General features: G+C 45.7%; 2 pseudogenes. Both read left to right on the top strand.

The window, feature by feature from the left end:
• Positions 1-108: pseudogene (locus SST62_RS1000000112675) on the top strand (hypothetical protein); the annotation flags it as partial.
• Positions 62-878 (top strand): annotated as a pseudogene (locus SST62_RS0109105) (IS66-like element short variant transposase); the annotation flags it as partial. The pseudogenes SST62_RS1000000112675 and SST62_RS0109105, both read left to right, overlap by 47 nt.

Here is an 878-nt window from a genome sequence, read left to right as displayed (position 1 = left end):
CAGAAACTCTACGGAAAATCATCAGAGAAGGTTGTGTATCAACCCGGTCAGCTGAGCTTGTTTGGGGAGGAAAGTCTCCCTGAAGAAGAAGCTGACTTACCCAGTTGAAACAGAGACCATCACCTATAAACGCAAGAAAGCCAAGGGGGTTCGTCAGGCTATTTTTAGTCAGTTTACTCCAGAGATAGTGCATCACGAATTGCAGGGCGAAGACTGCATCTGTCCAGACTGTCATGGTCAGTTGAAAGAAATTGGCTCAGCTGTTCAACGACAAGAGTTGGTTTTCATTCCTGCACAATTAAAGCGGATTGACCATGTTCAACACGCATACAAGTGTCAGGCTTGTAGTCAGAAGAATCTGAGCGATAAGATTATCAAGGCTCCAGTTCCTAAGGCACCTTTGGCACACAGCTTGGGTTCAGCTTCTATCATCGCCCATACTATTCATCAGAAGTTCAATCTGAAGGTGCCCAATTACCGTCAGGAAGAGGATTGGAACAAGCTGGGTCTGCCAATTAGTCGGAAGGAAATAGCCAACTGGCATATCAAGTCTAGTCAGTATTATTTCGAGCCGATTTATAACCTGTTGCACGAGAAATTGTTGGAGCAGCCTATTCTCCATGCGGATGAGACCTCCTACAAGGTCTTAGAAAATGATAGCCAGTTGACCTTCTACTGGACTTTCTTGTCTGGGAAACATGAGAAAAAGGGAATTACCCTCTATCATCATGACAAACGACGGAGTGGCTTGGTTGTGGAGGAATTTCTTGGAAATTATGCGGGTTATGTTCACTGTGATATGTGGTCGGCCTATCGGCAGTTAGACAAGGCACAGCTGGTTGGCTGTTGGGCTCACGTTAGACGGAAGTTCTTTGAGG

The organism is Streptococcus suis YS56 (assembly GCF_000440115.1).
Lineage (GTDB): Bacteria > Bacillota > Bacilli > Lactobacillales > Streptococcaceae > Streptococcus > Streptococcus suis_L.
Note: the sequence above shows the minus strand (reverse complement) of the source record. Positions and strands in the feature narration are given on the sequence as shown.